Annotated in this window: 27 protein-coding genes and 2 pseudogenes; 19 read left to right on the forward strand and 10 right to left on the reverse strand. The window is 69.1% G+C overall.

From position 1 onward, the window contains the following. The 4 genes from bufB (at position 1) to WS70_RS33190 (ending at position 2,480) form a co-directional block, all read left to right on the forward strand. Positions 1-906, forward strand: coding sequence for an MNIO family bufferin maturase (gene bufB / locus WS70_RS24375; protein WP_418230170.1), 906 nt, complete (start codon positions 1-3; stop codon positions 904-906). Beyond that, positions 878-1,699 carry an HvfC/BufC N-terminal domain-containing protein gene (locus tag WS70_RS24380; RefSeq protein ID WP_059597677.1) on the forward strand — a complete coding sequence of 274 codons (822 nt, stop codon included), beginning with the start codon at positions 878-880 and terminating at the stop codon, positions 1,697-1,699. The genes bufB and WS70_RS24380 overlap by 29 nt, the downstream gene beginning before the upstream one ends. Then, entirely contained in the window at positions 1,696-2,193 is a 498-nt protein-coding gene (locus WS70_RS24385) for a DoxX family protein (protein WP_059474017.1), read from the forward strand. Before WS70_RS24380 ends, WS70_RS24385 begins: the two co-directional genes overlap by 4 nt. 62 nt (positions 2,194-2,255) lie before the next feature. Continuing rightward, positions 2,256-2,480 carry a GDCCVxC domain-containing (seleno)protein gene (locus WS70_RS33190; RefSeq protein WP_082716570.1) on the forward strand — a complete coding sequence of 75 codons (225 nt, stop codon included), beginning with the start codon at positions 2,256-2,258 and terminating at the stop codon, positions 2,478-2,480. A 183-nt stretch (positions 2,481-2,663) separates the two neighbouring features. On the opposite strand, the gene WS70_RS24395 is transcribed toward WS70_RS33190, so the two are convergent. Both WS70_RS24395 and WS70_RS24400 read right to left on the reverse strand, forming a co-directional pair. Further along, positions 2,664-3,368 carry a fumarylacetoacetate hydrolase family protein gene (locus WS70_RS24395; protein WP_059597676.1) on the reverse strand — a complete coding sequence of 235 codons (705 nt, stop codon included), beginning with the start codon at positions 3,366-3,368 and terminating at the stop codon, positions 2,664-2,666. A gap of 160 nt (positions 3,369-3,528) precedes the next feature. Continuing rightward, positions 3,529-4,494: a helix-turn-helix transcriptional regulator gene (locus WS70_RS24400; protein ID WP_059597700.1), complete on the reverse strand. Its 966-nt coding sequence runs from the start codon at positions 4,492-4,494 to the stop codon at positions 3,529-3,531. A gap of 727 nt (positions 4,495-5,221) precedes the next feature. On the opposite strand from WS70_RS24400, the gene WS70_RS32495 reads away from it, so the two are divergent. From WS70_RS32495 to WS70_RS24445, 9 genes and pseudogenes are all read left to right on the forward strand, one after another. Then, positions 5,222-5,374, forward strand: a complete 153-nt coding sequence (locus WS70_RS32495) for a hypothetical protein (protein WP_082716572.1) — start codon at positions 5,222-5,224, stop codon at positions 5,372-5,374. Between the two features lie 14 nt (positions 5,375-5,388). Next, complete coding sequence (locus tag WS70_RS24410; RefSeq protein ID WP_059597699.1) at positions 5,389-5,910, forward strand: sigma-70 family RNA polymerase sigma factor; 522 nt, start codon at positions 5,389-5,391, stop codon at positions 5,908-5,910. Next, positions 5,907-6,719 carry an anti-sigma factor family protein gene (locus tag WS70_RS24415; RefSeq protein WP_059597675.1) on the forward strand — a complete coding sequence of 271 codons (813 nt, stop codon included), beginning with the start codon at positions 5,907-5,909 and terminating at the stop codon, positions 6,717-6,719. The genes WS70_RS24410 and WS70_RS24415 overlap by 4 nt, the downstream gene beginning before the upstream one ends. 78 nt (positions 6,720-6,797) lie before the next feature. Beyond that, a pseudogene (locus tag WS70_RS24420) lies at positions 6,798-6,929 on the forward strand (YceI family protein); the annotation flags it as partial. A gap of 37 nt (positions 6,930-6,966) precedes the next feature. Further along, positions 6,967-7,326 (forward strand): COG4315 family predicted lipoprotein, encoded by a 360-nt coding sequence (locus WS70_RS24425; RefSeq protein WP_059474021.1) that lies wholly within the window; start codon positions 6,967-6,969, stop codon positions 7,324-7,326. A 404-nt stretch (positions 7,327-7,730) separates the two neighbouring features. Then, entirely contained in the window at positions 7,731-8,240 is a 510-nt protein-coding gene (locus WS70_RS24430) for a sigma-70 family RNA polymerase sigma factor (protein WP_010108899.1), read from the forward strand. Continuing rightward, a complete protein-coding gene (locus tag WS70_RS24435) occupies positions 8,237-9,241 on the forward strand; it encodes a FecR domain-containing protein (protein WP_059597674.1) in 1,005 nt (334 codons plus the stop codon). The genes WS70_RS24430 and WS70_RS24435 overlap by 4 nt, the downstream gene beginning before the upstream one ends. A 103-nt stretch (positions 9,242-9,344) precedes the next feature. Continuing rightward, positions 9,345-11,939, forward strand: a complete 2,595-nt coding sequence (locus WS70_RS24440; protein ID WP_059597673.1) for a TonB-dependent siderophore receptor — start codon at positions 9,345-9,347, stop codon at positions 11,937-11,939. A 92-nt stretch (positions 11,940-12,031) separates the two neighbouring features. After that, the gene (locus WS70_RS24445) at positions 12,032-12,832 is read left to right on the forward strand and encodes a hypothetical protein (RefSeq protein ID WP_059474025.1); all 801 of its coding nucleotides are present in this window, start codon (positions 12,032-12,034) and stop codon (positions 12,830-12,832) included. Between the two features lie 410 nt (positions 12,833-13,242). Here the strand turns inward: WS70_RS24445 and WS70_RS24455 are convergent, their stop codons facing one another. The 4 genes from WS70_RS24455 to WS70_RS24470 are packed head-to-tail and all read right to left on the reverse strand — an operon-like array spanning position 13,243 to position 18,002. Beyond that, positions 13,243-14,214 (reverse strand): ABC transporter permease, encoded by a 972-nt coding sequence (locus tag WS70_RS24455; protein ID WP_059597671.1) that lies wholly within the window; start codon positions 14,212-14,214, stop codon positions 13,243-13,245. After that, a complete protein-coding gene (locus WS70_RS24460; RefSeq protein WP_059597670.1) occupies positions 14,207-15,292 on the reverse strand; it encodes an ABC transporter permease in 1,086 nt (361 codons plus the stop codon). The genes WS70_RS24455 and WS70_RS24460 overlap by 8 nt, the downstream gene beginning before the upstream one ends. Continuing rightward, the gene (locus WS70_RS24465) at positions 15,292-16,971 is read right to left on the reverse strand and encodes a sugar ABC transporter ATP-binding protein (protein WP_059597669.1); all 1,680 of its coding nucleotides are present in this window, start codon (positions 16,969-16,971) and stop codon (positions 15,292-15,294) included. The genes WS70_RS24460 and WS70_RS24465 overlap by 1 nt, the downstream gene beginning before the upstream one ends. Continuing rightward, a complete protein-coding gene (locus tag WS70_RS24470) occupies positions 16,968-18,002 on the reverse strand; it encodes a sugar ABC transporter substrate-binding protein (RefSeq protein ID WP_059597668.1) in 1,035 nt (344 codons plus the stop codon). The genes WS70_RS24465 and WS70_RS24470 overlap by 4 nt, the downstream gene beginning before the upstream one ends. Positions 18,003-18,618: 616 nt before the next feature. Between WS70_RS24470 and WS70_RS24475 the strand changes: the two genes are divergently transcribed. Next, complete coding sequence (locus WS70_RS24475) at positions 18,619-19,308, forward strand: methyltransferase family protein (RefSeq protein ID WP_059597667.1); 690 nt, start codon at positions 18,619-18,621, stop codon at positions 19,306-19,308. Positions 19,309-19,611: 303 nt separating this feature from the next. Next, positions 19,612-19,935 (forward strand): hypothetical protein, encoded by a 324-nt coding sequence (locus WS70_RS24480; RefSeq protein WP_059474032.1) that lies wholly within the window; start codon positions 19,612-19,614, stop codon positions 19,933-19,935. An 84-nt stretch (positions 19,936-20,019) separates the two neighbouring features. Here WS70_RS24480 and WS70_RS24485 read toward each other — a convergent pair. Together WS70_RS24485 and WS70_RS32205 are read right to left on the reverse strand one after the other, a co-directional pair. Next, positions 20,020-20,547: pseudogene (locus WS70_RS24485) on the reverse strand (acyl-CoA dehydrogenase family protein); the annotation flags it as partial. 308 nt (positions 20,548-20,855) lie between these two features. Continuing rightward, a complete protein-coding gene (locus tag WS70_RS32205; protein ID WP_162498986.1) occupies positions 20,856-21,191 on the reverse strand; it encodes a hypothetical protein in 336 nt (111 codons plus the stop codon). A 345-nt stretch (positions 21,192-21,536) separates the two neighbouring features. Here WS70_RS32205 and lepB point away from each other — a divergent pair, with 345 nt between their 5' ends. Next, positions 21,537-22,223 carry a signal peptidase I gene (gene lepB, locus WS70_RS24505; protein WP_059597666.1) on the forward strand — a complete coding sequence of 229 codons (687 nt, stop codon included), beginning with the start codon at positions 21,537-21,539 and terminating at the stop codon, positions 22,221-22,223. A 130-nt stretch (positions 22,224-22,353) separates the two neighbouring features. Here lepB and WS70_RS24510 read toward each other — a convergent pair whose 3' ends face one another. Further along, positions 22,354-22,842 carry an adenosine-specific kinase gene (locus WS70_RS24510; protein WP_059474034.1) on the reverse strand — a complete coding sequence of 163 codons (489 nt, stop codon included), beginning with the start codon at positions 22,840-22,842 and terminating at the stop codon, positions 22,354-22,356. 180 nt (positions 22,843-23,022) lie between these two features. Here WS70_RS24510 and WS70_RS24515 point away from each other — a divergent pair, with 180 nt between their 5' ends. Together WS70_RS24515 and WS70_RS24520 are read left to right on the forward strand one after the other, a co-directional pair. After that, positions 23,023-23,997: a cysteine synthase A gene (locus WS70_RS24515; RefSeq protein ID WP_059474035.1), complete on the forward strand. Its 975-nt coding sequence runs from the start codon at positions 23,023-23,025 to the stop codon at positions 23,995-23,997. A gap of 99 nt (positions 23,998-24,096) precedes the next feature. Further along, positions 24,097-24,582 carry an aminoacyl-tRNA deacylase gene (locus tag WS70_RS24520; protein ID WP_059474036.1) on the forward strand — a complete coding sequence of 162 codons (486 nt, stop codon included), beginning with the start codon at positions 24,097-24,099 and terminating at the stop codon, positions 24,580-24,582. Positions 24,583-25,144: 562 nt separating this feature from the next. Here WS70_RS24520 and WS70_RS31840 read toward each other — a convergent pair. Beyond that, positions 25,145-25,528 (reverse strand): substrate-binding domain-containing protein, encoded by a 384-nt coding sequence (locus tag WS70_RS31840; RefSeq protein WP_156438450.1) that lies wholly within the window; start codon positions 25,526-25,528, stop codon positions 25,145-25,147. Positions 25,529-25,753: 225 nt separating this feature from the next. Between WS70_RS31840 and WS70_RS24530 the strand changes: the two genes are divergently transcribed. Continuing rightward, positions 25,754-26,530, forward strand: a complete 777-nt coding sequence (locus tag WS70_RS24530; protein ID WP_059474037.1) for a crotonase/enoyl-CoA hydratase family protein — start codon at positions 25,754-25,756, stop codon at positions 26,528-26,530. Positions 26,531-26,549: the final 19 nt, after the last annotated feature.

Below are 26,549 nucleotides of genomic sequence, written 5' to 3' on the forward strand. Positions count from 1 at the left end.
ATGAGCACGATCCCGGCGCGGATGCGCCCGACGCCCGGTGACGCATCGCCCGGCGCGATTGCCGGGCGAGCGGGCATCGGCCTGCGTTTTCGCCATCATCGGGCGGTGCTCGACGAGCGGCCCGCCGTCGCATGGTTCGAGGTGCATACCGAGAACTACATGGGCGGCGGCGCCGCGCCGCGCGTGCTGGACGCGATTCGGCGCGACTATCCGGTGTCGCTGCACGGCGTCGGGCTGTCTCTCGGCAGCGCCGACGGGATCGACGCCGCGCATCTGGCCCGCGTGCGCGACGCGGTCGCGCGCTACGGGCCGACGCTCGTGTCCGAGCATCTGTCGTGGAGCGCGGTGGGCGGCGCGTATCTTGCCGATCTGCTGCCGCTGCCGATGACCGAAGAGGCGCTCGACGTCGTGAGCCGGCACGTGGATCAAGTGCAGACGGCGCTCGGCCGGCGGCTGCTCGTCGAGAATCCGTCGACCTATCTTCGCTTCGCGCATTCGACGATACCCGAGTGGGAATTTCTGGCGGCGCTCGCGCGGCGCACCGGCTGCGGCATCCTCTGCGACGTCAACAACGTCTATGTCAGCGCGTGCAATCACGGCTGGAATCCGCTGACTTATCTTGCGGCGCTGCCGCCCGCCGCGATCGGCGAGATCCATCTTGCCGGCCATCGCATGGTGCGGCTAGACGGGGGCCGCGTGCTGCGCATCGACGATCACGGCTCGCGCGTCGCGCCCGCGGTTTGGGCGCTGTATCGCGTCGCGCTGCACAGCTTCGGCGCGGTGCCGACGCTGATCGAATGGGACACCGACGTGCCGCCCGTCGACACGCTGATGCAGGAAGCGGCGATCGCCGAGTCGGCGCTGGAGGAGGTTCGACATGAATCCGCGAACGCCGACGCTGGCTGAATTGCAGTGGGCCGTTCGACGCAGTCTGTCCGATGGCGGCGCCGCCGGCCCCGAGGCAACGGACTGGGTGCTGCCGGACGGGCTGGCGCCGGCCGCGCGTCTGCGCGTCTATCGGAACACGTCCGCGAGCGTGCTGCGGGACGCGCTGCGGCTTGCGTTCCCCGCGACGGAGCGGGTGGTGGGCGCCGCGTTCTTCGAAGGCGCGGCCGGTCTTTTCGCGCGTGCATCGCCGCCGGCGAGCGCGTGGCTCGACGCGTACGGCGCCGAGTTTCCCGCATTTCTCGCGCGGATGCCGGAGACGGCTTGCGTGCCGTATCTGGCGGACGTCGCGCGTCTCGAATGGCAGGTCGATCTCGCGCTGCACGCGCCCGATGTGGCGACCCTCGATCTCGCGCGCCTTGCGCGACTCGGCGAACCGGCGCTTCGCGCGCTCCGGCTGCGGCCGCATCCCGCCGCGCGGCTGCTGCGCAGCGCGTATCCGGTCGACGCGATCTGGCGCGCGGTGCTCGAGCAGGACGATCGTGCGCTGCGGCAGATCCGGCTCGACGACGGCCCCGTGCATCTGCTCGCGCAGCGCACCGACGACGGCGTCGACGTGCTGAGGCTCGACGAGGCGGATTGGCGCGTCGCGTGCGCGCTCTTCGCGGGCGAGCCGATCGACGCCGCGCTCGCGAACGCGCCGCAGGCGGACGCGCATGCGCGCTTCGCCACGCTCTTGTCGCGCGGCTGTTTCGCCGATACGGCGGCGCAGGACGGCGACATCGACTCGACGCACGGGGGATCGCGATCATGACTCGCCCGATTCGAACCGGCGGCATCTGGCGCGCCGAGTGCAAGGCGGGGCTGTTGCGCGTCGCGCAGCGGCTCGAACGCGTGCCTTACTGGCTGCTCGCGATTCCGCTGCGGCTGGCGGTGGCGACGATCTTCTGGAATTCGGCGATGACGAAGCTCGCGAACTGGGACACGGCGCTCGCGTTGTTCCGCGACGAGTACCGGCTGCCGTTGCTGCCGCCCGAGCTGGCCGCGTACGCGGCCGTGTCGATCGAGCTCAGCACGCCCGTGCTGCTCGTGCTCGGCCTGGCCACGCGGCCTGTGGCGGTGGCGCTGCTCGGCATGACCTCCGTCATCGAGATATTCGTGTATCCGCAGGCGTGGCCGACGCACATCCAGTGGGCGGCGATGCTGCTCGTGCTGCTGTGTCGCGGCGCGGGCACGCTGTCGGTCGATCATTGGTTGTGGCGGCGCTGGCTGCGCCCGGACGTGTCGGCGACGGTTGGCGGGGCGTAGGCGGGGCGGATCAGGCCGAGCGTCGGCCGCGCCAAGCGCGAGCTCGCTGCGGGGAGAAAGCGATGAACGAGATCGTGCGGGAATCCGTGCTGACCTGTCCGCACTGCGGTTTCGCGCGGGAGGAAACGATGCCGGAGGATGTCTGCCTGTTCCATTACGCATGCACTGCTTGCGGAGCGCTGCTGCGTCCGCGTCCGGGCGATTGCTGCGTGTTTTGCTCGTACGGTTCGGTGCGTTGTCCGTCCAGGCAGCGGACATCGGAGTCCGACGATTCGGCCTGTTCTTGACGATGGGCCAGCCGCCCGGCGTCGAGCACTGCGGCGTGCACGCGGTCCCGGCTCGGGGCGCGATGTCGCGCTCGACGGCGCGGCGCGAACGCCGGCGACGTCGTGCGCGACGCGCTTGCCCGCAAGGCTCGCACCGCCGGGCGGGCGATGGCTCCGATTCCGCCGCGCAACCGCCGACATCGCTCACGCGGCCGGCTTCTCCCCGACGACGAATTCGAACGACGCGACGCCGTCGACGCCGCCCGTCACGCGGTCGCCCGGCTGCAGCGCGGCGACGCCCGCCGGCGTGCCGGTGAAGATCAGGTCGCCGGCGCGCAGCTCGACCGCGCGCGACGCGTAGCTGACGATGTCGGCGATGGGCCAGATCATGTCGGCAAGGTCGCCTTGCTGGCGCGCGTCGCCGTTCACCGCGAGCCAGATCCGCCCGCGCTGCGGATGGCCGATCGATGCGGCCGGATGCAGCGCCGTCAGCGGACCCGACGCGTCGAAGCCCTTCGCCCAATCCCACGGCCGGCCCGCTTTCTTCGCTTCAGCCTGCAGATCGCGTCGCGTCAGGTCGACGCCGACGCCGTAGCCCCACACGTGGTCGAGCGCCGAATCGGCGGCGATCGCGCGGCCGCCGCGGCCGATCGCGATCACGAGCTCGATCTCGTGATGCAGATCGGACGTGAGCGTCGGATACGGCACCGTGCCGCTCGCGGGCACGATCGCGTCGGCGGGCTTCGAGAAGAAGAACGGCGGCTCGCGGTTCGGATCGGCGCCCATCTCGCGCGCGTGGTCCGCGTAGTTGCGGCCGACGCAGAACACGCGGCGCACCGGAAAGCGCGCGGCGGAGCCGGCAATCTCGACGGACGGAACGGCAGGCGGCGCGAAAACGTAATCGGTCATCTTCTGATCTCTGAAAGGGTTTCGGAAAGCGAAAACGGAAGCTGCGGTCTTCGGAAGCGGGACGCCCGGCCGTGCATCGCGGCAGGCGTCGGCGACACGTCGACGATAGCAATGCGGCGCGCACGGCGATGCGACGGATGTGTCGTCTTCATGGACAAAACTACGCGCGCGGCTTCGCGGCCGCCCGGATCGCGCCTTTTGCACCGGCGGCGTCCTTCGCATCCTCGGCGGCTCGCGCGACGGCGGCGTCGGGTGCGCCGTTCGCGTCGCGGTAGTCCTTCGGCGATACGCCGACGCACGCGCGAAAGCGCCGCGAGAAATACCCTTCGTCGCGAAAGCCGACCGCGTGCGCGACGTCGGCGATCCGCCGCGTCGTGTGCGTGAGCAGCGACTGCGCGAGTGCGATCCGACGCTCGGTGACGAGATCGGTGAACGTGCTGCCGGTTTCCTTGCGGATCAGATGCGCGAGGTAGTTCGGCGACAGGAACGCCGCGCGCGCGGTGCCCGCGAGCGTCAGTGCGTCGTTCGTCAGGTTTGCGCGCACGTGACGCAGCACGCGCGCAAACGCGTCGCGGCGGCCCGTGCGGTGCGCGCCGTTCTGCGCGAGCTTCGTGAGCGGCCCCGCATACTGCGTGCAGACGAGTCCGATCAGCTGCAGCAGGTAGCCGCGCAACAGCGGCGCCGAGCCGAACGTGCGCGCGCGGTCGGTTTCGAGCATCCGCTGCGCGAGGCGGCGCGCGTCGTCGAACGCCGCGCCCGTCAGAATGAAATCGAGGTGCTCCTGGAAACGGAACGGCGCGAGCTCGGGCGCGCGCTGCGCGGACACATCTTCGAGATCGAGCGGATCGACGTCGAGGTCGAGGTCGGCCCGCAGGAACGCCAGCGAAAAGTTGATCACGACGAAGTGCGCGCCCGGCGGGTGCGGAATCAGATGCTCGCGGTGCGGCAGCACGAACGCAAGCGCGCCGCGTGGAAACGGGCGCGTGACGCCGCCGATTTGCTGCTCGGTGTCGCCGCCGAGGTTGAACTGGATCTGGAAATACGCGTGCCGGTGCGGCTCGGTGATCGCCCGGCGGGTGGCCTCGTCGCGGATGTAGAAGTCGAGGCGGTCGCTGCGCTCGGGCATGCCGTACGTGCGCGGCTTGACGGTGGATGGCATGGGCGGTCGGGGCTGTCGTGATGCGAGTCTTGCAATCGGCCGCGCGCGGCGGCGCGGCGGGAAATCGTCAGATTGTCGCTAAAAATGCGTGAGCGCGGGGGCGGGCCGGCTGCGGCATCGCGTCTGCTGTCGATGCCGCGTGCAGGCTGTCGCTTCGGCATAGCGGCTTGCGTTGCTTCGGCGCACGTGCGGGGCGGCGTCGCCGGGCGTCCATGCGATGGGAGACGCCGTCGCGCAAACCGCCATTTTCTTCAACCGCCGGAACGGCGATTCTTGCATTGCCTCCGGGGTCTGCTTTCATGTGGCCGCCCGGCGAAACCGCCGCCGAAACCGGCATGCGTATCGAGCCCCGGGCGGATGATCGCGCGCCGCTATTTTGACAGACATCGCGATGGTCGCCCGCAACCCGTAATCCGCAACCCGCAACAGCAATCGGCAATCCGCTCACGACCGCTCGGCAGGCGCGCAACCGCGGCCAGGTTGGCGTCGACGCGCGCCGCCCAACTCCCGAAACGGTTCCACCGCGTTTTCCGGAACGTGTCCCAGGCGCGATCCGGCCTATCTTTGTGGTTACGGACGTCCGGAAGCGTCGGAATAAAGCGCGCCCGACGAACGTTCTTGTACACATGGGCGCCGCACGCCGCGGCGTGCGAGCGGCGTCCGAACGCAACAGGCGCGCCGCCGGGAGGCGGAAATGACATCGACACGGGTTCTTTCGGCCGTATTCGCGCTGCTCGCGCTGATGCTGTCCGCGGGCTGCGCATCGTCGGACGACATGTCATCGTCCGGCCATGCCGCGCCGACGAGCGGCTACGGCAGGGGCAGCGGCGGTGGCGGCGGCTATTGACGACGGCGCTGCGCGTGAGCTTCGAAACGGATGTGGTCGGCTGGCTGCCGCAGTTGCGCCGCTATGCGCGCGCGCTGACGGGCGATCCCGCGTGGGCCGACGATCTGGTGCAGGACACCGCCGAGCGCGCGCTCGCGCGAATGCACGCGTTTCGCCCTGACAGCAACCTGCGCGCGTGGCTGTTGACGATCCTGCGCCATTTGTACATCGACCAGTTGCGCGCGCGCCGCGAATTCGCCGTCGACGAAGACGACGGCCCGTGGCGCACGCTCGAAGCGCCGGCCGGCCAGGTCGATGCGCTCGTGCTGCGCGACGTGCAGCGGATGCTGTACCGGCTGCCGCTCGAGCAGCGCGAAGTGCTGTTGCTCGTGTGCGTCGAGGAACTGAGCTATCAGGAGGCGTCGACGGTGCTCGGCGTGCCGGTCGGCACGGTGATGTCGCGGCTGTCGCGCGCGCGGGAGCACATGCGCGCGCTGCTGACCGACGCGCCGCAGCGACGACCGTTGTCCTTCACCACAGCGAGAAATCATCGATGAGCGACGATCTCGATCCCACTGTCGCGCCGGAATTCGACGAACCGGGGCTGCTCGCGCTGTCGGCGTTCGTCGACGGCGAGCTGCCGGAGGCGGAGCGTCGCGCGATCGCCGAGCGGCTTGCCGACGATGCGCGCGCGGCGGACGTCGCGTCGCACTATCGCGCGCAGCGCGCGGCGTTGCGCGCGCTGTTCGCCGACCCCGCCGCGCAGAGCAACGGCCCGTGCGTCGTGCTGCGCGTGCGCGCTCCTTGGTGGCGTCGCGCCGCGTTCGCTGGCGGCGCGCTGGCGGCGGGCGTCGCGCTCGGGTGGTTGGGCGGCGCGGTCGCGCCGCAGTTCGCGCCGGAATTCGCGGCGCCCGCAGCCGCGCAGACGGTTTTCGCGCGCCAGGCGAATCTCGCATACGCGGTTTACGCGCCCGACGCGCGGCACCCGGTCGAGATCGCAGCCGGCCGCGACGGCGCGCTCGCCACGTGGCTGTCGGCGCGGATCGGCCGGCGAATCGTCGCGCCGTCGCTCGACGAATACGGCTTCGCGCTGCTCGGCGGCCGGCTGCTGCCGGGCGCGGCCGGCCCCGCCGCGCAGTTCATGTACGAGAGCCCGGCGGGGGGGCGGCTCGCGCTCTACGTGAGCGCGTCCGCGCAGCACGAGACGGCGGTCGAGCTGCTGCGCGACGGCGAGCGGCGCACGTTCTACTGGGTCAGCGATCACACCGCGTACGCGCTGTCCGGGCAGCTCGCCGAAGACCGGCTGCGCGCGATCGCGGTCGATGTCTGCGGCGAGCTCGGCGGCCATCCGGATCGATGGCGGTAGGCGCGAGCCGGAGTGTGACGTCGATGCGGCAAAGAGGCGATCATGGGTGCGGCAGGCTCATGCGGGAAAGCAGTCGCGACGCTCGCGTTCGTCGCCGACGGCCACTTCAGCCGGACGTCGTTCGGGCTGTCGCGCTGGCTGCCCGCCGTCGGCGACGACGTGCGGATGCGGATCCAGGCCGAATTTGTCAGGGCGCGCGCGGATCCGTAGCCGGCGCGCCCGTTTTCTTCGTTCAAGGAGAGTCATCATGATCAAAATCCTGCTGGTCGCGATTGCGTGCGCGGCGCCGGCCGCGGCGCTCGCGGAGCCGCCGAGGGCGTCGAACGGCATGGTCGTCGACGGCGGCGGCATGACGCTCTACACGCTCGACCGGGACACGATGCCCGGCAAGAGCGTGTGCGTGGGCGGCTGCGCGGCGAACTGGCCGGCGGCGCTCGCCGATCCGTACGACAAGCCGGGCGGCGACCTCGGCCTCATCGCCACGGAGGGCGGCAAGCATCAATGGACGTACAAGGGGCATCCGCTGTATCGCTTTTCGGGCGATAAGCAGCCCGGGCAGCGCAACGGCGACGGCTTCGGCGGCATGTGGCATGTCGCGAAGCCTTGACGGGCGCGGCCGCATCGCCGGCACGGCGGGCGACGGCGGGTGAGCGCGTGCGCCGCGCGCTGCCCGGGGCGGCCGTCCGCGGCGGCGCACGGTGAAACGGGAAAGGGGGCGCAGCCGCGGCCGCCGCCGGACAGCGCCGATCGTTCGGGACGCGAATGCGGTCGCGTACGCGAGCGCGACTGGAGGCGACGGCCGCAAGCGAAGCGCCGCGCGGCTGGGCGAGCGCATCGGCGGGCGCGCGTCCGGACCGGCAGGCGGTCATGGCGAGCGAAGACGAAAAGAAAGTGGCGGCTGTCCCGCAGATCGCGACGACACGCTCGCCGCACGGTTGCAAGCTTGTATATAATAATCATTCTCATTTACAAAACCGCATCCCGGCGCGACGATCCGGGGGAATCACGTCCATGCCGGCCAACACTCTGCCTTTGCAGCGAGAGATCGCTGCGCTCTACACCGGTCATCGCGGCTGGCTGCACGGTTGGCTGTCGAAGAAGCTCGGCTGCGGCGAACGCGCGGCCGATCTCGTCCACGACACGTTCATCCGCCTCCTCGCACGCGACGAGCCGATCGACGCTGCCGAGCCGCGCGCGTTCCTGACGACGGTCGCGCAGCGCGTGCTGTACAACCACTGGCGGCGCGAGCGGCTCGAGCGCGCGTATCTCGACGCGCTCGCGCAATTGCCGGAGGCAGTCGCGCCTTCGCCGGAGACGCGCGCGATCCTGTTCGAGACGCTGCTCGAGATCGAGCGGATGCTCGACGGGCTGCCCGCCGCGGTCAAGCGCGCATTCCTGCTCGCTCAGCTCGACGGGATGACGCATGCGCAGATCGCGGCCGAGCTGCGCGTGTCGCTCGCGACCGTCAAGCGCTATCTCGTGAAGGCAGGCGCGCAGTGCTACTTCGCGATCGCCGCATGAGCGGGGCGGAGCGCGTCGGCGGGCCGCCGGCAGTGCCCGCGCCCGTCGCACGGCGTGCGGTCGAGTGGTGGGTCGAGCTCGGCTCGGGCCGCGCGACCGACGCGACGCATGCGCGCCTCGCGCGGTGGCGCGCGGAGGACCCGGCGCACGATGCCGCATGGCGGCACATCGAGACGGTCAACGGGAGACTCGGCCGCGTCGCCGACACGCTGAGCGCGCAGGCCGCCCGCGCGGCGCTGCTGCCGTCGCGCTCGCGCGGGCGGCGCGCGGCGGTCAAGTCGCTCGCGGTGCTGCTGTTCGCGGGCGGCGCCGCATGGACCGCCGGCACCTGCGTGCCGTGGCGCGCTTGGGGCGCGGACGTGCGCACGGCGGTCGGCGAGCGGCGCACGGTCACGCTCGCCGACGGCACGACGGTCGTCCTCAACACCGACAGCGCGATCGACGTTCGCTTCGACGACACGACGCGCGGCGTGCGCCTGCTGCGCGGCGAGATCATGGTGACGAGCGGCCGCGACGCGGCGCGCGCGGCCGCGCGTCCGCTCGTGATCGCGACCGCGCACGGCGACGTGCGGCCGGTCGGCACGCGCTTCTCGGTGCGCGAGCGCGGCGAGGCGACGCGCGTCGACGTGTTCGAAGGCGCGGTGCGGATCGCGCCGCTGCGCTCGGCCGGCGAGCCGCGCGTGATCGCAGCCGGGCAGGGCGCGGACTTCACGCGCGATGCGCTCGTCGGGCCGCCGCGCACGATCGGCGGCGATGCGGGTGCGTGGGCCGGCGGGATGCTCGTCGCGTCGAACCTGCGCCTCGCCGACCTGCTCGCCGAGATCGACCGCTACCGCCCGGGCCGCGTGCGTTGCGACGCGGCAGTCGCGAACCTCCGCGTGTCGGGCACGTACCCGCTCGACGACCCCGACCGCATCCTCGATACGCTGCGCGAGACGCTGCCCGTCGACGTCGAATACGCGACCCGCTATTGGGTGACGGTCGTCGCGGCGCGCGAATGAGCGCTTCGGGAAAAAATCTTCGCATGGCCTGAGCTGTTTTCGATGTTCGCGTGACATGGGGAATGAAGGCTGCACTCAACCCATCGTCAACGAGTCATCGATCATGGATTCAATCTGCAATCGCAATTCGCGCGGCAGCGCGTTCGCGGACCCGGCACGCTCGCCGGCCGAACCGGCGGCGCGCATCCGGCGCGCCGCGCGCGGGCACGGGCACGGGCACGGCTGCCCGCCCGCGGTGCAAGGCGGCGAAGCGACCGCGCCGCAGTTCGCGCCGCGCCGCATCGTCACGCGCCTCGCCGCCGCCGCGCTGTTCTCGGCGTTCGCCGCACCCGCGGAGTCGAACGCCGCCGAGCCCGCGGCCGCGACGCGCGCATACGACATCCCGGCTGGTCCGCTCGAAGCCGCGCTGAACCGCTTCGGCCGCGAGACCGGCATCCTGCTGGCGTTCCCGGGCGAACTGACCGCGGGGCTGCAAAGCCCCGGCCTGCACGGCCGCGCCGACACGGCCGCGGCGCTCGACCGGCTGCTGACGGGCACGGGCCTCGTCGCGGTCAGGCAGCCGAGCGGCGGCTACACGCTCGTCAGGCTGCCCGCGGCTTCGGCCGCGTCGAGCGCGGCGGCGGGACTCGCGACCGACACGACGCTGCCGACGGTCTCGGTGCGCGCGAGCGGCCTGCACGCGGACAGCTACCGGCCGCCGCGCGAGGCGGCGGGGCTGCGCAGCGACGCGCCGCTGTCGGAGGTGCCGCAGGCCGTCAACGTCGTGCCGCAGCAGGTGCTGCGCGATCAGCGTCCGCGCAACCTCGACGACGCGCTCGCGAACGTGAGCGGCATCACGCAGGGCAACACGCTCGGCAGCACGCAGGACACGGTGATGAAGCGCGGCTTCGGCGACAACCGCGACGGCTCGGTGATGCGCAACGGCATGCCGATCGTCCAGGGCCGCTCGCTGAACGCGACGACGGACAGCGTCGAAGTGCTGAAAGGCCCGGCGTCGCTGCTGTACGGGATCATGGACCCGGGCGGCGTGATCAACGTCGTCGCGAAGCAGCCGCGGCTCGCGCGGTACCACGCGATTTCGGTGCTCGGCTCGACGTACGGGCACGGCAGGAACGGCGGCGAAGTCACGTTCGATTCGACGGGCGCGATCGGCGACTCGCGGCTCGCGTACCGGCTGATCGTCGATCAGACCGGCGAGCAGTACTGGCGCAACTACGGCGAGCATCGCGAGACGCTCGTCGCGCCGTCGCTCGCGTGGTACGGCCGCGACACGCAGGTCGTGCTGTCGTATGAATATCGCCGGTTCCTGATGCCGTTCGATCGCGGCACTGCGCTCGACCCGCGCACGAACGAGCCGCTCGCGATCCCGAGCCGCCGCCGCCTCGACGAGCCGTTCAACGACATGCGCGGCGAATCGAACCTTGCGCAACTGACGGTCGACCACCAGCTCGCGCCCGGCTGGAAGGTGCACCTCGGCTACAGCTACAACCGCGAGACCTACGATGCCAACCAGATTCGCATCACGGCGATCGATCCGGTCAAGGGCACGCTCACGCGCAGCAACGACGCGACGCACGGCTCGCGCAGCACCGACAGCTACGGAATCGCCTACGTCGACGGCCGCGTCGCGCTCGCCGGGATGCGGCACGACGTGCAGTTCGGCGTCGACAGCGAATACCGGCAGGTCTATCGCGCGGACATGCTGCGCCAGGCGGTCAAGACGCCGTTCAGCTATCTGGACCCGGCGTACGGGCTGATCTCGCCGTCGACGACCGTGTCGCCGTCGGACAGCGACCAGAGCGACACGATGCACACTGCGTCGGTGTTCTTCCAGGACAGCATCCATCTGACCGACAAGTGGATTCTCGTCGGCGGCGCGCGCTTCGTCCGCTACAGCCAGCTCGCGGGACGCGGGCGTCCATTCCATGTCAATACGGACCTGAGCGGCACGAAGTGGCTGCCGCGCGCGGGCATCGTCTACAAGTGGAACGACGCGCTGTCGCTGTACGGCAGCTACACGCAGTCGCTGAAGCCGACGTCGAAGATCGCGCCGATGTCGGGCGGCTACGTGATCGACGGCTCGACCGCGCCCGAAGAGGGCGCGTCGTGGGAGCTCGGCGCGAAGCTCGACATGCCGAGCGGCCTGACCGGCACGCTCGCGTTCTTCGATATCGACAAGAAGAACGTGCTCGTGTCGCAGTACAACGACGCGACGAACCAGACCGACTGGCGCACGTCCGGCCGCGCGCGTTCGCGCGGGATCGAGCTCGACGTGTCGGGACGGATCGGCGAGCGCTGGAACGTGATCGCGAGCTACGCGTACATCGACGCGAAGACGACCGACGATCCGCTCTACGCGGGCAACCGCTTGTGGAACGTTGCGCAGCACACGGCGTCGCTTGCGGCCGTCTACGACGCGGGCCCCGTATTCGGCGGCGACGACCTGCGGATCGGCGCGGCGGGCCGCTACGTCGGCGCGCGGCCGGGCGATTCGGCGAACAGCTTCACGCTGCCCGCGTATGCGACCGCCGACGCGTTCGCGACCTACGACACGCGGATCGGCAAGCAGAAGCTGCAGTTCCAGTTGAACGTGAAAAACCTGTTCAACCGGACGTACTACCCGTCGAGCGTGAACCGGTACTTCGTGTCGGTCGGCGACGCGCGGCAGGTGTCGCTGCTGACGACGCTGCAGTTCTGAGCGGCGGCCCCGTTTTCATTTTCCGATTTCCATATCGATCAGGCGCGCGCCGTGCCGCGCGGCACACGGCGCGGCGCGCGCGGGAGAAACCGATGAAGCAACGATTCGATCGTTTGATGCAGATGCGCCGTCGCGTGCTGCGCGGGTTGGGCGGCGCGGCGCTCGCGTGCGGTCTTGCCGCGGCGGCGCCCGTCGTCGCGTACGCGGGCGCGTCTGCGCCTGTGCCTACGTCTGCGGAACAGCGCGCGTCCGGCGACGCGCTTCGACCGGGCGCCGGCAAGCGCATCGCGATGCTCGTCCAGCTGGGCGGGCCCAATCTGAAAACCGACGAGAACGCGAAAGCGCATCTGGCGTCGCGCGGCTACGCGGTGCGGTTCGTCGACGAAGCGCAGCCCGTCGACGCAGCGGCCGACGCCGATCTCGTGATCGTGTCGTCGACGGTATCGAGCAAGCGCGTCGCGCGCGGCTGGCGCACGCTCGCGAAGCCGCTGCTGACGTGGGAGAACGACCTGCTCGACGATTTCGCGATGACGGGCAAGCGTCACGACGTCGACTTCGGCGAGACGGGCAAGGCGCGCTATCTATGGCTCGTGAACGCGCCGCATCCGATCGCCGCGGGGCTGCCGGCGGGGACGACGAACGTCTACGGTCGGCAGGCGGGGATGAGCTGGGGCAAGCCGGGGCTCGGCGCGAGCATCGTCGCGACCGTCTACGGCGAGCCGGACAAGGCCGCGATCTTCGCGTACGAGACGGGCGCGACGATGGACTATGAAACGCTCGCGCCCGCGCGCCGCGTGATGTTCTTCCTGAACAACGACACGTTCGGCAATCTGTCGCCCGAAGGCGTCGCGCTGTTCGACGCGGCGGTCGACTGGGCGGCGGGCCTGCGCTGAACGGAGCGCGCGCGGCGGGTCGACGATCGGGGGAATCGTCGAAACCGTTGAAACCGTTGAAACCGTTGAATCCGTTGAGATCGGTGGCAATCGAGCGGCAATCGAGCGGTGATCGGGCGGTGATCGGGCGGTGATCGAGCGGTGATCGAGCGGTGATCGAGCGGTGATCGAGCGGCGATCGAGCGGCGATCGGCGAAACCGTCGAGACCGCCGGAGTCGTTCGTGTCGATGAAGGCCGAGGTCTCGATCAGCAACGCGTCGATCGCGAGATCGACGGGACCGTCGACGCCCGATCGTCCGGACGAAGTGGAGGGCGGGCGGCGAAGGCGCAAGGATGGACGCGGGCCGGTCCTCCGGGCTCGCGCGAGACACGACGCGTCGAATACGGCGTCCGGCCCGCAGCCGCCCGCCTAGCCAGCTTCCCGCGCGAGCCCGCCGCGCCCGAACCCCGAGCCGAGCACGAGCACCGCGAACACGAGCGCGCCGCTCGCCGCTTGCTGCCAGTAGAAGTTCCAGCCGATCAGCAGCAATCCGTTCGCGACGAAGCTGACGAGCAGCACGCCGATCAGCGTGCCCGCGACGTTCGGCCGGCGCGTCGCGGACAGCGTCGCGCCGATGAACGTCGCGCCGATCGCGTTCAGCAGATACGCGTTGCCCGCTTGCGGCGCGTACGATTTGACCGTCGACGACAGCACGAGCCCCGCGACGCCGTAGATCAGCGCGCTCGCGACGAACACGCCCGCCGCGAGCGCGCCGACGCGCAGCCCCGAATAGCGCGCGACGCCCGGCTGCGCGCCGAGCGCGCGCACCTGCCGGCCGAGCGTCGAGTGCTCGAGCGCGAGATGCAGTGCGAGCGCGAGCGCCGCGACGATCCACAGCGGCAGCGCGACGTTGACGAACGCGCCGTGTGCGAGCGCATCGAACGCGGGCGGCGGCGCGGCGGACAGCAGATAGATCGGCTGTCCGCCGCCCGTCGCGAGCTGCTGGATCGTCTGGCCGATGAACAGCGTGCCGAGCGTCGCGAGAAACGGCGCGATCCCGAGCCGCGTGACGAGGAGCGCATTGCCCGCCCCCACCGCGAGCGCCGCGCCGAGTCCCGCGAGTGCGGCGGGGGCGAAACCCGCGCGATGCGCGAGCGCCGCGACGAACGCGAGGCTCGCGACATCGATCGCGGTGCCGAGCGACAGATCGATCGCGCCGATCGACAGCGCGAGCGTCATCCCGAGCGCGGCGATCGCGAGCAGCGCGAAGGTGTTGACGAGCACGTGCTCGACGTTCGCAAGCGTCGCGAAGCCCGGCGCGGCGACCGTGAAGAACACGAGCACGGCGACGAGCGCGCCGACGACGGCGAAGCGCTGCAGACGGTCGAATGCGTCACGCATCGAACGGGCCCTCCGACTGGCGGCGGCGCAGCAGCGCGACGGCTGCGACGACGAAGAGAATCAGCGCGCCCTCGACGCCGCTCATCCAATAGCTCGACACGTTGTTCAACTGAAAGCCGTTCGCGAGCATGCCGACGAACAGCACGGCGACGAGCGTGCCGGGAATCGTCGGCACGAGCCGCCGCGAGAATACGACGCCGAGCAGCACTGCCGCGACGACGGGCAGCAGGTTGTCGCCCGCGCCGGGCGCGCTGCCGCTCAGGAGCGTCGACGATGCGAGCGCCGCGAGCGCGGCGGCGAGGCCGCATGCGAGGTAGCTCGACGCGACGTAGCGGCGCGCGTCGACGCCCGCGGCGAGCGCGGCCGCGCGATGCGCGCCGACCGCGTGCAGCCGCAGCCCGTAACGGGTCCGGTGGACGAGCACGCCGAGCGCGGCCGCGACGCTCACGAGCGCGTACGCGAGCCACGGCGCGCCGAACGGACCGGCGCCCGCGAGCGCGGCGACGAGCGGGCTCGCGGACGGCAGCGGCGTGTTCTCGGTCAGCACGAGCTCGAGGCCCGCGCAGACGTTCATCGTCGTCAGCGTCGCGAGGAGCGGCAGGATTCGCAGCCACGCGACCGCCCATGCGTTGAGCGCGCCGACCGCGACGCCCGCCGCGCAGGTCGCGGCGAATGCGATCGCGTCGCCCTGTCCGTCGCGCGTGACGACTGCGAATACGGCCGCGCACAGGCCGAGATTCGCCGCGATCGACAGATCGAGCCCGCCTTTGATCGCGTCGGCGCCGCCGCCGATCATCACGATCGTCAACCCGAACGCGAGCAGGCCGGTGACGGCGCTTTGCTGCAGCACGTTGCCGAGGTTCGCGAACGTCAGGAACAGCGGCGAACTGACGGAAAAGCCTGCGATCACGACCGCGAGCGCAAGCCATGCGCCGCCGCGAACGAGGACGCGGCGGTCGATTGGGCGATTGCGCGCGTCCGCGCGTGACGTGGCCGGCGTGCCCGATGTGGCCGCATCCGCGCGGCCGAGATCGAATGCGCGGGCGCTGATGCCGCTCTTTTTCGCTGGCCAAGACATCAGGCGGCCTCCGCGGCGGGCGGCGCGGCGTTCGTATCGGGCGAAGCCTCCGCCGGATTCGCCGCATCATGCTCGCCGGCGCCCGCATTGCCGCGCTGCGGCTCGCGCGCGAGCGTCGCCCAGGCGAGCACGTCCTGTGTGGTCGTCCGCGCGGACGCGCGCGCCGCGACGATCTCGCCGCGCGCCATCACGTACACGCGATCGGTCACGTCGAGCAGCTCGGTCAGGTCGCTCGTGAACAGCAGCACGGCGGCGCCCGAGCGCGCCAGTTCGTCGATCAGCCGGTAGATCTGCGCCTTCGCGCCGACGTCGACGCCGGCCGTGGGCTCGTCGAGCAGATAGACCGTCGACGCGCGCCCGAGCCACTTCGCGAGCGCGACTTTCTGCTGGTTGCCGCCCGACAGGACGCGCACCGGCCAGTCGGCGCGCGCGGGGCGGATGTCGAGTCGGCGGATCAGCGCGTCGGCGGCGTCGGCCTCGCGTCGGCCGCGCACGAAGCCGAAGCGCGACACGCGCGGCAGGCCCGCGAGCACGACGTTTTCGCGCACCGACAGCGCGCCCGCGACGCCGTGCGCCAGGCGGTTTTCCGGCACGAGCGCGATGCCGTGCGCGACCGCGTCGCGCGGCCGCCGCACGCACACGGCACGGCCGTCGATCGCGATGCCGCCACGCGCGCCGCGCGCGAGACCGAAGAGGGCGCGGATCACGTCCTTGCCGCCGGAGCCGAGCACGCCCGTCAGCCCGACGACCTCGCCGCGCCGCACCGACAACGACAGCGGCCCGAAGCGGCCGGGCAGCGCGAGGTCGCGGGCCTCGATCGCGATCCCGCCCGGCGTGCGCGGCGCGACCGGCTCGCGGCACCGCGTGGCGTTCGCGTGCGGCTCGCCGATCATCGCGGCGACGAGCGTGTCGCGCGACGCGGCGCGCGCGTCGAGATGCGCGACGTCGACGCCGTCGCGCAGCACGGTCACGCGATCGCACACGCGCGCGATCTCGTTCAGGTAATGCGATACGTAGAGAATCGTGTGGCCGTCGGCGCGCAGCCGCTCGATCGTCCGCAGCAGCCGGTCGACCTCGCTCGTCACGAGCGCCGCGGTCGGCTCGTCGAATACGAGGATCTCGCTGTGCCGGATCAGCGCGCTCGTGATCTGCACGATCTGCTGCTCGGCGACGGAGAGCTCGCCGATCAGCCGATCGGGCGGCAGGTCGACGCCGAATTGCTCGTGCAACACCGCGCGGCAGTCGCGCCGCATCCGTCCGACGTCGAGCGGCAGCAGGCGGGCGAGCCGCGATGCGCCGCCGAGCGTCGGCGGCTGCGGGAAGAACAGCGCCTCGGCGACCGTGAACGTCGCGGGCAGCAGCCGTTCCTGGTGGATGAAGCCGATCCGGGCCGCCTGCTTGCGCGTGGAGCCGGAGCCAGAGCCGCTCGCCGCGAGCGACGCGCCGCCGATGTCGATCTCGCCTTCGTCCGGCGCGTGGAGGCCCGCGAGGATCTTGATGAGCGTCGACTTGCCCGCGCCGTTCTGGCCGATCAGCCCGTGCACGGTGCCGCGCTGCACCGCGAGCGATGCGCCGCGCAGCGCCGCGACGCCGTTGAAGCGCTTGACGGCGCGCCGCACGTCGAGCGCGAGCGGCGCGTCGACTTCGGGCGCGGCGGATGCCGCGTGAGCCGCCGTCATCGCCGCGCGGCCTCGGCGTCGACGGACGCCTGTCCGAGCGTGCGCTGCGCGACGCCCGCGTTGTCTTTCGCGACGAGCACCGACGGCACGAACGTGTAAGCGGGCAGCGACCGGTCGCCCGCCAGATAGCGCGCGACGTTGCGCACCGCGGTCCGGCCGATCAGCGCCGGCTGCTGCGCGACGACGGCCGCCGCGCTCGACTTCGGATTCCTGACGAGCGCGACCGCCTCGGGGCTGCCGTCGACCGCGTATGTGCGGATTTCGGCGCGGCCGGCCGCGTCGACCGCCTGCGTCGCGCCGACCTGCGGGATGTCCCACGCGGCCCAGATCGCCGAGATCGCCCCCTTCGGATACTTCTGCAATAGCTGGCTGATCTGCGCGTACGCGTTCTGCGCGGTGTTCGGGATCACGTCGCGCAGCTCGGGCTCGATGATCTTCACCTTCGGATACCACTTCAGCACGGCCTTCAACTGATCGTATCGGATCGCGCACACGGGCACGCCGTAAAAGCCGTTGAAGACGAGGATGTTGCCTTCGCCGCGGATGTCGTTGACGAGCTTGAGCGCGAGCTGCGAGCCGATCAGGAAGTTGTCGGACGTGACGACGTTCAGGCTCGACGCCGATGCGGTGTCGATCGTGAAGAGCGGGATGCCCGCCTGCCGGATCTTCTTCAGCCACGGCTCGAGCACGGACGCGGTGCCGAGCTGCTCGACGATCGCGTCCGGCTTCTGCGCGATCAGCGTCTGGATCTGTGCGATCTGGCGACTGTCGTTGTGGCCCGCGTCGAGCGCGATCGGCGTGCCGCCGAGACGCTTCACTTCGTCGACGGCGCCCTGGTACGCCTGCAGATCCCAGTCATGGTCGGTGCCGGCGACCGTGATGCCGATCCGCTTGCCGGCGAGCGGCAGCGGCGCGCGGTCCGGCTGCCCGGGTGGCGCGGCGCGGGCGGATGCGGCGGCGATGCCGACCGCGAGCGCGGCGGCGAACAGCGTGGACAGCAGGCGAGCGAGCGGCGGGAGCGGACGTGGCATGGTTCGTGGGCGTTCGGGCAATGGTGTTGAGATGAACGAATGATTCTGTGCAAGCGCGTCGGCGAAGGGAACGATGGATTCGTGCTTTGGTTATGGGGATCCGGAAAATGCACGGGGCGCACAAGCAAAGATGCGATGCTGGAATCGGAGACGGTCGGCGTTAGCCCGCGATCGTTATGTCGATTTTGTCAGGCTAATGAAAATTGACATCGAGACGACGCTAAATAGATTAGCGATCGATTCGCCGAGCCAATGATCAGTGCGCAGGAAAGAGCGGGTAAATACCGTGGCGAGCAAAAAGTCATGATGAACAAAGACTGCCCCGGCGTATCGTCAGAGCGGCCGGAACGCACGCCAGCGCTGCTGGAAAACCCGAATGATCGATGCGAGAGCCGCGTTATTCCAAACGAAAATCGTATGGCCTGTTTCGTCCGTTTTTTCGCAAATGATTGCATTGGGGCGAATCGGGAAAACCATCGATTTTTATAGGATGACTTAACCTAATTTTTAGATTCGCCGTGTCGGCGCGCTGCAGCACCGTGATAAGCTCAACCGGCAGAAAACAAGTATGAGACGAACGGGGGTGTTCGCGATGAAACACGATATCCGGCCGCCGATGGCCACGAGAAGACACGGCACGGCGACCGCATTGGCGGCGTCCGGCCGTCCGTGCGCCGCGCACGACGCCGAGGGCTTCGTCGGCATCCTGATCGAAGTGTTCGCGCGCGTCGTCGCGGCGCTTGCGCTCGGGGTTTTCGCGTATGCGGCGTACACGCAGTGGCGGCTCGATCCGTCGCGAATCACGCTGATCCTGCTCGCGGTTTCGATGTCCTTGACGGTGGGTCTGTCGCTGTTCGCCGAGCCGCCGACAAAACGCGACTGGAGCCCGCTTGCGTTGCTCTTCTCGCTCGGCGGCACCTACTACTACCTCGTCTTCCAGCTCACCGCGAGCCGCCAGCTGATCCCCGAGACGTTCGGCGCGGCGATCCAGTTGTTCGGCCTGTTCTGGCAGCTTTTCGCGAAGCTGTCTCTCAGGAAATCGTTCGGTATCCTGCCGGCCAACCGCGGCGTCGTGTCGCGCGGGGCTTACCGGTTCGTCCGGCATCCGATGTATCTCGGCTATCTGATCATCGATACGGGCTTTCTGCTGACGAACTTCAGCACGCGCAACCTGCTCGCGGTCGCGCTGCAGATCGGGCTGCAGGTCGGCCGGATCTACCGCGAGGAACGGATTCTGTTCGAGGACGTCGCGTACCGCGCCTACAAGCGATCGGTTCGATATCGGATGATTCCGGGCCTTTTCTGACCGCGTCGGCGCGCATCGGAGGCTCGATCGCGCGGGCGACGCCACGCGGCCTCATCGCCTGCCCGCGTTCGACGAGACGAGCATTCGTTATTCAAATCGATATGCCGCGCCCGCGTGCCGCCGATATGTGCACGTTCCGGCGATGTGCGCCGCGCGCGATTCGATCGGATACCTACCAAAAATACTAGGTGCGCGTCGCGGACGATGACCTAGTATTCGAACTGGCTTCACGGGCTGGCGGGGCGCACTCCGGCGGGCCGGCGCCGCCAGCCCCCGCTACCCGGTCCGCCTGGGAGATGCGACATGGCTTACAAGAATCTCGTCAATCAAAGTGGATCGCCGCTCAGCATCGAGCTGGTGACCCGCCAGGGCTCCGATCCCAGCCAATCCGGCGCGACGATCGCCGTCTCGCTGGCAGCCAACGGCAAGCAGACGGTCGAATACGGCAACAACCAGAATCCGTACCTGAATGCACTCGTCATCACATCGGCGGCAAACGGCGCGTTTGCGAACGGCTCGCAGATCGTGACGACGCGCGGCAGCACGTGGGACAACTTGCTGAACACCAATAACACGTTGACGTTCAGTGGCGTGGGCGGCCTGAACGTCGTCGGCTCCAACACGTGACGGCGTCGCGCTAGCGGTCCGCCCGCCTGCCGCCGCCGCCGGGCGCCAGGCGGGCATTCGCGGCACATCGATTGGCTGCGCGGTTCACGCCGCCTTTTCTTCCTGCTTGCCGGGCCCGCTGCCGATCTGCCATCCATACGGCGGCTCGGTTTCGTTGACGGCCCAGTCTCCGACGATCCTCGCTTTGTAGACGAGCGGATTGTGCGACGCGACCGTGCGCGCGTTGCGCCAGTGACGGTCGAGCGCCTTCGTCGTGCTGATCGCCGATGCGCCGGGCGCGTCGAACAGATGCGTCGCCGCGCGCAACACGCGCTCCGATACGACCAGTTGGCCCTGCGCCGATTCGATTTCGGCCGCGACGTTCGCGTCGTGCTCGGTGGCGGCGTCCTCGCCGAAACGCGCCTCGTACGCGCGCTGCGAAGGCTGCGCGGCGCGCAGCGCGATCGCCTCGGCCGCATACGCCCATGCCGAAATTTCGCCGACGACCTGCAGGATCTGTGCGTCTTCGCTGACACGCGACGCGTTGCCGTGGCTGTAGACCTGCTTGCGATCGCGCACGAGCGCGCTCGCGTCGCGCCCGACCGCGCGGCCGATGCCAGCGAGCGCCCGAAGCCGAGCCCCGTGCCGCGAATCGATGTCGGATACGACAGCGCCGGATAGATCATCATTTTTCAGCAGCGGCTTGTTCGCGGCGGCGAGATTCAGCGCGTCGTCGAGCGACAGCGCGCGAGCGGCGGAGGAAGACGCGGGCGACGCGCCCCGGGTTCGGACGGGGCGGCGAGCGGCCGGTCGGGCGCGACGGCGGACGGAGCGGATTGCGCTTGTGCCTGCGCCGCCGACGCCGCGATCGCGGCCGACACGAAGGCGGCGAAGATGCGCTTGGGCATGAGTGATCGAGTCTGGGTGAAACGCGATCGATGCTACGGTCGTGCCGCAATGCAAACATGAGGCGAACATGACATTTTTGTCACGTTCGCGTGGGACGCGTGTTTGGATGACGGTGAGGTAACAAGTCTGTCAGGAACGGGCCGCGACCCGATGGTCGTGCGGCTGTCCGCGACGCCGAACGCGATGAGATTGCCGGCTATTTCGCGCAACAGATGCTGCGTGAGCGCGCCGGCGCCGCCTTGGGCGAGGCGAAGCAATTCGATGAGATCCTGGGCGGCGAGGCTCATGTTGGTCTCCTTCATCGCGGCGCCGTCGAGCGCCGCCGCAGAGCATGAAAATCTATTTGTTGTGACGAAAGTATCGTCCACGGATTGCGCCGATCCAATCAGCCGGCGACGAACTTCGCGTCATCCGGTGGAGCGGTTTGTCGGCGGTTTCCTACGCCACGCGCAGCGGAAGTCGGCAGGGTGACGGCAGCGACGAGCGTGGGAAGGGAGCGGCGAATGAAGGCGATCCGCCGGAGCCGGAAGCGCGCTCGAAGACCACGCGGGCTGGTCGAAATCCACGCGCCGAGCGAAGCGGGAGCCGGGCCAATCGTGCGACGCGACGATCACGGCCCGCGCCCGAGCCGGTTCGCGCGGGGCCGTTCATCCGGCGCGTAGGATATAGTTCCAGCTTCCGAGGCTACGGCCCCATCGCTCCGGCAAACCAGCATGCATACCATTTCGAAGTTGTGGAATGAGAACAAGAAGTTGATCGCCTTCCTGTTCTTCATGGCGATCTTTCGCAGCGCGGTGGCCGACTGGAACGTCGTGCCGAGCGGCTCGATGCTGCCGACCATCCGGCTCGGGGACCGCATCCTCGTCGACAAGATGGCCTATGACCTGCGCGTTCCGTTCACGCATGTCAGGGTCGCGCATCTGGGCGATCCGCGGCGCGGCGATATCGTGACCGTCGATTCGTCGGCTGCGCGCGAATTGCTCGTCAAGCGCGTGATCGGCCTGCCGGGCGACGTCGTCGAGATGCGAGACAACGTGCTTTACATCAACGGCGCGCAGGTGAGCTACCGGCCGCTCGGCCAGAACCTGCTGTCGAGCGACGCGAGCGCGCGCGGCGAATATCTGGCCGAACGGCTGGCCGGGGCGGCGCATGTCGTCCGGCTTTCTCCCGATGCGCCGAGCCCGCGCAGTTCGTTTGGGCCGGCGGTCGTGCCGAAGGGCGCATATCTGATGCTCGGCGACAACCGCGACGACAGCGCGGACTCCCGCTATTACGGCTTCTTCCCGCGCGACGAAATCATGGGGCGGACGCGTCGCGTGGCGTTTTCGCTCGATCCGTCGCGGTTCTATCTGCCGCGAGTCGATCGGTTCGGGGCGCGCCTCGACGGTTCGCCCGGTTGAGCGGGAATCGAGCCGCAGGCGGTTCGGGCGTCGGATTCGGCCACGCCCTCGACGCGCGGGAACGCCGGCGAACGCGCATCGAGCCCGCGCCGCGCGCGATCGCCCCGAATCGCCGCCCGATCGCGCCCGGCTACGCCTTGTAGCCGATAGTGCGCAGCAGTTCCTTCCGCCAGCGCACGTCCTCGTCGTTTTCGACGCTGACGGGCGGGAATCCGTCGACGACGCCGAGAATGCTGCGCCCTTGATTGGTCTGCGCGACGACGACTTCGGTCGGGTTCGCGGTCGCGCAGAAAATCCGGCAGACCTCGGGCACGGCCTTGATCGCATTCAGCACGTTCACCGGGTAGAAACCGTCGCCGAGAAAGACGACAAAGCAATGCCCGGCGCCAATCGCGGTCGCGTTCCTGCAAGCGAGCTCGGTCAACGCGGCGTCGGTGCCGGAGCGGCGCACGAGGCGCTTGCCGGACGCTTCGCAGAACGCGATGCCGAACTTGATGCCGGGCACGGCGCCGACGAGCGCTTCGTGGATGTCCTCGACCGACTTGATGAAATGCGTCTGGCCGAGAATGAAATTCGTCGTCTCGGGCTTGTCGATCACAACAGTATGCAATTGGAGCATGTCGCACCTCGTCTCGTGGTGACGCGAATGCATCGACGCGCATGAACGGCGCGGACCGGATCGTTTTCCAGCTTAGTACGCGGCTTCCGGCGACGAAAGCGCGGTGCCGGCCGGCGTCGTCATCTATTCTTGTGGTAGGTCGGGCCGCCGGCGGAGCGGCCGGCCGAAGGGGAAAAGATCATGGACGTGCGGCAGGGTTTCGTCGACTGCGTGGGACGGACGCCGCTGATCCGCCTGGCGAAGCTCAGCGCGGAGACGGGTTGCGAGATACTTGGCAAGGCCGAGTTCATGAACCCGGGCGGATCGGTCAAGGATCGCGCGGCGCGCTACATCATCGAGGACGCCGAACGGCGCGGCACGCTGAAGCCGGGCGGCACCGTCGTCGAGGGCACGGCCGGCAACACCGGCATCGGACTCGCGCACATCTGCGCAGCGCGCGGCTATCGCTGCGTGATCGTGATCCCGGAAACGCAATCGCCGGAGAAAATGGAAGTGCTGCGCACGCTCGGCGCGGACGTGCGTCCCGTGCCGGCCGCGCCGTACAAGGATCCGAACAACTATCAGAAGATTGCCGGGCGGCTCGCGACCGAGCTCGACAACGCAATTTGGGCCAACCAGTTCGACAACCTCGTCAACCGCCAGGCCCACTACGAGACGACGGGGCCGGAGATCTGGCGCGATACCGCCGGCACGGTCGACGCGTTCGTCTGCTCGACGGGAACGGGCGGCACGCTCGCCGGCGTGAGCCGCTATCTGAAGGAACAGAATCCCGAGATCCGGATCGTGCTTGCGGATCCGCACGGCAGTGGACTCTACAGCTTCGTGAAAACGGGCGAAATCAAGGTGGAGGGCAACTCGATCACGGAAGGCATCGGATCGAGCCGCGTGACGGCGAATCTCGAGGGCACGTCGATCGACGACGCGGTGCGCATCGACGACCGCCTCTGCGTGACGATGGTCTACCGGATGCTGCGCGAAGAGGGCCTGTACGTCGGCGGCTCGAGCGGGATCAACGTCGCGGCGGCCGTCCGGCTTGCGCAGCAGTTGGGGCCGGGCCATACGATCGTGACGCTGCTTTGCGACCGCGGCGACATCTACCGTACGCGGCTCTTCAACCGCGAATGGCTGCGGGAAAGGGGGCTCGAGCCGTCATAGGTGCGGCGATGCCGCATTGTTCGGACAAGCGAACGCGACCTATCCTAGAAAGATCCTGCCAACCGGCGGAGATCAACGCTTATTAGACGGAGGTGTGCCATGTCGATGTCCGCCACCTTGCAGGACTGCCTGCGCCAGAAGGCTTCGCGATACGAAGTCATCCATCATCCGTACAGCCACTCGAACATGGAGGCCGCCGCGGCGGCGCATATTCCGGGCGATCGTCTCGCGAAGACGGTGCTGCTCGAAGACGCGCAGGGCTACGTCGCGGCCGTGCTGCCGACGACGCACGCCGTGCGGCTATCCGAGCTTTGGGCTCAAACCGGACGCCATCTCGTGCTCGCGAAGGAAGTCGAACTGCGCGAGCTGTTCAAGGATTGCGACGTGGGGGCGCTGCCGCCCGTCTGCATGGCCTACGGGATGCAAACCTTCCTCGACGAGAGCCTTGCGCGGCAGCCGGACGTGTATTTCGAGGCCGGCGATCACGAGGAACTGGTCCACATGGATCGCGACGAGTTTCTTTCGCTGATGGACAAGGCAGAACGGGCGAGCTTCTCGCACAAGATTCAGGGGGTGGTTTCTTGACGAGCGCCGTGTGCCGCTGAATCCGTCGGAGCGCGGCCATCCCCGATGCGCGAGGAACGCTGCGGGAAACGCGGCGCGATTCGTGCGTCTTGCGCATGCCGAATCATCCGGTTCGCGCGGGACATCGAGCAATGCGCTCGGCATCGCGTCGCCGATCGGTCCGTGGCAGGCAGCGCCGCGATGGGTGGTATTCGCCCCGGCGGAGCAATCTGTCCGGATCAGCGGTCGCCGCCTCGCGTGCGCATGACGATCGAGCCAGGTGCTGTCGTTCGTTCATCCAGTGAGCGCGCCGCCCATCGCGCGATGCGTCAAACTCGCGCCGAACCGTTCGGCAAGGCGCGTGATAGGCGTGTTGCCGTTCGATCATCGACCTCCTCGGTCATGCCGATTTTCGCCTTCCGCGAGGGGGCGGGCTCGTCGATTGCTTCGTCGATCACGTCAGTGTTTCTGCTCGCACGCGAGTGTCTAGCGGATCGGCGGCGATTCAAAGCGGCTGGATGCAGGTGCGGCGGACTGTCCGGCCATGACGTCGGCGGGCAATACGATGCGTGGCGTCACCGATTCAGGGCTCTCGATTTGCGCCACCAACGTGCGCCACCAACGTATTGACGGCGGCGCGCGCCATTTGCGGAAAAGGTTGTCGTATCGTCGTCAGTGACGGATGCACCTGCGACGCCATCGGAATGTCGTCGAATCCGTTGATCGGGATGTCGTCGGGAACGCTCCGGCTCACCGGTTTCATGCGACTTGCCTTCAAGGAAGGGATGCGCGACACGGAGGGCGATTGATCGCTTTCCTTGGCATCCCTGCGCGGACTGCCAAGGCCGATCGCAAGGCGCACGGCGTGCTGTGGGCGGCCGCCGGTTTCGCGGCCACCGAGATACGGTGGAAAATGGAACGGGAAGAAACGTATTGGCGGGCATGAAAACACGTCTGACTTCGACACCCCGCCGGCATCCGATCCTGCCGACTATCGCGACGCCGACGGACTTTACATGCTGCGTGCGTGGCCTGCGGCATGCCCGGCCGCAAAGCGGCGGAACACCACCTGCCGGATCGCGTCGGAGCAGGACGGTCGGCCCGAGGCATTCTCGGCGGGATTCGGCGACGACCGGTGACGATCGCGCGGCGGTTCGGCGGGCCGTGAATTTCACCATTCCAGGAGGAGACGATGGACGAAGTCCTGTTCGCTACGGATGGCGCGATCTGCACGATCACCCTCAACCGGCCGGAGCGCCGCAACGCCGTCGATGGTCCGACCGCCTCGCGGTTAAGCGAGGCGTTTGAACGGTTCGAGGCCGATGCCGCGCTCGGCGTCGCGATCCTGACGGGAGCCGGAGGCAACTTTTGCGCGGGTGCCGACCTGAAGGCGGTCGGCGATCCCGCGCGGCGCAACGCGCTCGACGCGACGGGAGGCGGTTCGGGCCCGATGGGACCGAGCCGCATGGCGCTGTCCAAGCCGCTCATCGCGGCGGTTTCCGGCTATGCGGTAGCGGGCGGGCTGGAACTCGCGCTGTTTGCCGACATTCGCGTCGCAGAAGAAGACGCCGTCTTCGGCGTGTTCTGCCGGCGCTGGGGCGTGCCGCTGATTGACGGCGGGACGGTCAGATTGCCGCGTATCGTCGGCATGGGACATGCGATGGACATGATCCTGACCGGACGTTCCGTCGACGCATCGGAAGCCAAGGGCATGGGGCTCGCCAACTATATTGCGCCGAAGGGCGAGGGGCTGTCGTACGCGACTCGCATCGCCCGACAGATTGCTCAGTTTCCTCGGCAGTGCATGCTGACAGACCGGCGCTCCGCATACGATCAATGGGATTTGCCTCTGGCGGAAGCGCTGCGCGAGGAGGGGGCAAGGGGTGCGCCGATCGTCCTTGCGGAAGGCGTGGCCGGCGCCGAGCGCTTTAGCGCTGGAGAAGGGCGTCACGGAACGTTTTCCGACTGAAGCGCTTCGCCGGCCGTCG

Origin of the sequence: Burkholderia mayonis (assembly GCF_001523745.2) — a bacterium.
In the GTDB taxonomy this organism is placed as follows: Bacteria; Pseudomonadota; Gammaproteobacteria; order Burkholderiales; family Burkholderiaceae; genus Burkholderia; species Burkholderia mayonis.

Bases quoted from the DNA above. Each gene is read 5' to 3' on its own strand.
- bufB (WP_418230170.1), top strand. From the start codon at position 1: ATGAGCACGATCCCGGCGCGGATGCGCCCGACGCCCGGTGACGCATCG.
- WS70_RS24380 (WP_059597677.1), top strand. From the start codon at position 878: ATGAATCCGCGAACGCCGACGCTGGCTGAATTGCAGTGGGCCGTTCGA.
- WS70_RS24385 (WP_059474017.1), top strand. From the start codon at position 1,696: ATGACTCGCCCGATTCGAACCGGCGGCATCTGGCGCGCCGAGTGCAAG.
- WS70_RS33190 (WP_082716570.1), top strand. From the start codon at position 2,256: ATGAACGAGATCGTGCGGGAATCCGTGCTGACCTGTCCGCACTGCGGT.
- WS70_RS24395 (WP_059597676.1), bottom strand. From the start codon at position 3,368: ATGACCGATTACGTTTTCGCGCCGCCTGCCGTTCCGTCCGTCGAGATT.
- WS70_RS24400 (WP_059597700.1), bottom strand. From the start codon at position 4,494: ATGCCCGAGCGCAGCGACCGCCTCGACTTCTACATCCGCGACGAGGCC.
- WS70_RS32495 (WP_082716572.1), top strand. From the start codon at position 5,222: ATGACATCGACACGGGTTCTTTCGGCCGTATTCGCGCTGCTCGCGCTG.
- WS70_RS24415 (WP_059597675.1), top strand. From the start codon at position 5,907: ATGAGCGACGATCTCGATCCCACTGTCGCGCCGGAATTCGACGAACCG.
- WS70_RS24425 (WP_059474021.1), top strand. From the start codon at position 6,967: ATGATCAAAATCCTGCTGGTCGCGATTGCGTGCGCGGCGCCGGCCGCG.
- WS70_RS24430 (WP_010108899.1), top strand. From the start codon at position 7,731: ATGCCGGCCAACACTCTGCCTTTGCAGCGAGAGATCGCTGCGCTCTAC.
- WS70_RS24435 (WP_059597674.1), top strand. From the start codon at position 8,237: ATGAGCGGGGCGGAGCGCGTCGGCGGGCCGCCGGCAGTGCCCGCGCCC.
- WS70_RS24440 (WP_059597673.1), top strand. From the start codon at position 9,345: ATGGATTCAATCTGCAATCGCAATTCGCGCGGCAGCGCGTTCGCGGAC.
- WS70_RS24445 (WP_059474025.1), top strand. From the start codon at position 12,032: ATGAAGCAACGATTCGATCGTTTGATGCAGATGCGCCGTCGCGTGCTG.
- WS70_RS24455 (WP_059597671.1), bottom strand. From the start codon at position 14,214: ATGCGTGACGCATTCGACCGTCTGCAGCGCTTCGCCGTCGTCGGCGCG.
- WS70_RS24460 (WP_059597670.1), bottom strand. From the start codon at position 15,292: ATGTCTTGGCCAGCGAAAAAGAGCGGCATCAGCGCCCGCGCATTCGAT.
- WS70_RS24465 (WP_059597669.1), bottom strand. From the start codon at position 16,971: ATGACGGCGGCTCACGCGGCATCCGCCGCGCCCGAAGTCGACGCGCCG.
- WS70_RS24470 (WP_059597668.1), bottom strand. From the start codon at position 18,002: ATGCCACGTCCGCTCCCGCCGCTCGCTCGCCTGCTGTCCACGCTGTTC.
- WS70_RS24475 (WP_059597667.1), top strand. From the start codon at position 18,619: ATGGCCACGAGAAGACACGGCACGGCGACCGCATTGGCGGCGTCCGGC.
- WS70_RS24480 (WP_059474032.1), top strand. From the start codon at position 19,612: ATGGCTTACAAGAATCTCGTCAATCAAAGTGGATCGCCGCTCAGCATC.
- lepB (WP_059597666.1), top strand. From the start codon at position 21,537: ATGCATACCATTTCGAAGTTGTGGAATGAGAACAAGAAGTTGATCGCC.
- WS70_RS24510 (WP_059474034.1), bottom strand. From the start codon at position 22,842: ATGCTCCAATTGCATACTGTTGTGATCGACAAGCCCGAGACGACGAAT.
- WS70_RS24515 (WP_059474035.1), top strand. From the start codon at position 23,023: ATGGACGTGCGGCAGGGTTTCGTCGACTGCGTGGGACGGACGCCGCTG.
- WS70_RS24520 (WP_059474036.1), top strand. From the start codon at position 24,097: ATGTCGATGTCCGCCACCTTGCAGGACTGCCTGCGCCAGAAGGCTTCG.
- WS70_RS24530 (WP_059474037.1), top strand. From the start codon at position 25,754: ATGGACGAAGTCCTGTTCGCTACGGATGGCGCGATCTGCACGATCACC.